This is a genomic window from Pseudomonas agronomica (assembly GCF_025917275.1).
Lineage (GTDB): Bacteria > Pseudomonadota > Gammaproteobacteria > Pseudomonadales > Pseudomonadaceae > Aquipseudomonas > Aquipseudomonas agronomica.
Window position 1 is genome coordinate 1 of record NZ_JAOSHO010000875.1, and the last position, 1,124, is coordinate 1,124.

Genomic DNA, 1,124 nt, shown 5'->3' on the forward strand with positions numbered 1-1,124 from the left:
GCGAGCAAGCTCGCTCCCACAGGAGAATGCGTAATCCGAAATAAAAAACCCCATGGGCCAGAGCCCATGGGGTTTTGTTGTTTCAGCGGTAGGCGATCAGGCCGGCGCTGAGGTGCGGATCAGGTGGTCGAAGGCGCTCAGCGAAGCCTTGGCCCCCTCGCCCACGGCGATCACGATCTGCTTGTACGGCACGGTGGTCACGTCACCGGCGGCGAACACACCCGGGATCGAGGTTTCGCCGCGGGCATCGACGATGATCTCGCCACGCGGTGACAGCTCGACGGTGCCCTTGAGCCAATCGGTGTTAGGCAGCAGGCCGATCTGCACGAAGATCCCTTCCAGCGCCACTTCGCGCACTTCTCCGCTTGGACGGTCCTTGTAGAGCAAGCCGTTGACCTTCTGCCCGTCACCGGTCACTTCGGTGGTCTGGGCGTTGGTGATCACCGTCACGTTCGGCAAGCTGTGCAGTTTACGCTGCAACACCGCGTCGGCACGCAACTGCACGTCGAACTCCAGCAGGGTGACATGGGACACGATACCGGCCAGGTCGATGGCCGCCTCGACGCCGGAGTTGCCGCCGCCGATCACCGCCACGCGCTTGCCTTTGAACAATGGGCCGTCGCAATGCGGGCAGTACGCCACGCCTTTGTTGCGGTATTGCTGCTCGCCCGGCACGTTCATTTCACGCCAGCGGGCACCGGTCGCCAGGATCACGGTCCTGGCCTTGAGGCTCGCTCCGCTGGCGAACTTGATTTCATGCAGCCCGCCATTCGTGCCAGGCACCAGGGCGTCAGCGCGTTGCAGGTTCATGATGTCCACGTCGTACTGCTTGACGTGTTCTTCCAGGGCAACGGCCAGTTTCGGGCCTTCGGTTTCCTGGACCGAGATGAAGTTCTCGATGGCCATGGTGTCGAGCACCTGGCCGCCGAAACGCTCGGCCGCCACACCGGTGCGGATGCCTTTACGGGCCGCGTAGATCGCCGCCGAAGCGCCGGCCGGGCCACCACCAACCACCAACACGTCAAAGGCATCCTTGGCGCTGATCTTTTCGGCTTGCCGCTCGATGCCGCTGGTGTCGATCTTGGCGAGGATTTCTTCCAGGCCCATGCGGCCCTGGCCGAAGT

The 1,124-nt window shown here is 63.3% G+C and carries 1 protein-coding gene; it reads right to left on the reverse strand.

What is annotated here, in order from left to right:
• Positions 1-96 precede the first annotated feature (96 nt).
• The coding region (gene ahpF, locus OC610_RS27825) for an alkyl hydroperoxide reductase subunit F (RefSeq protein WP_264432779.1) at positions 97-1,124 on the reverse strand (1,028 nt) is incomplete at its 5' end.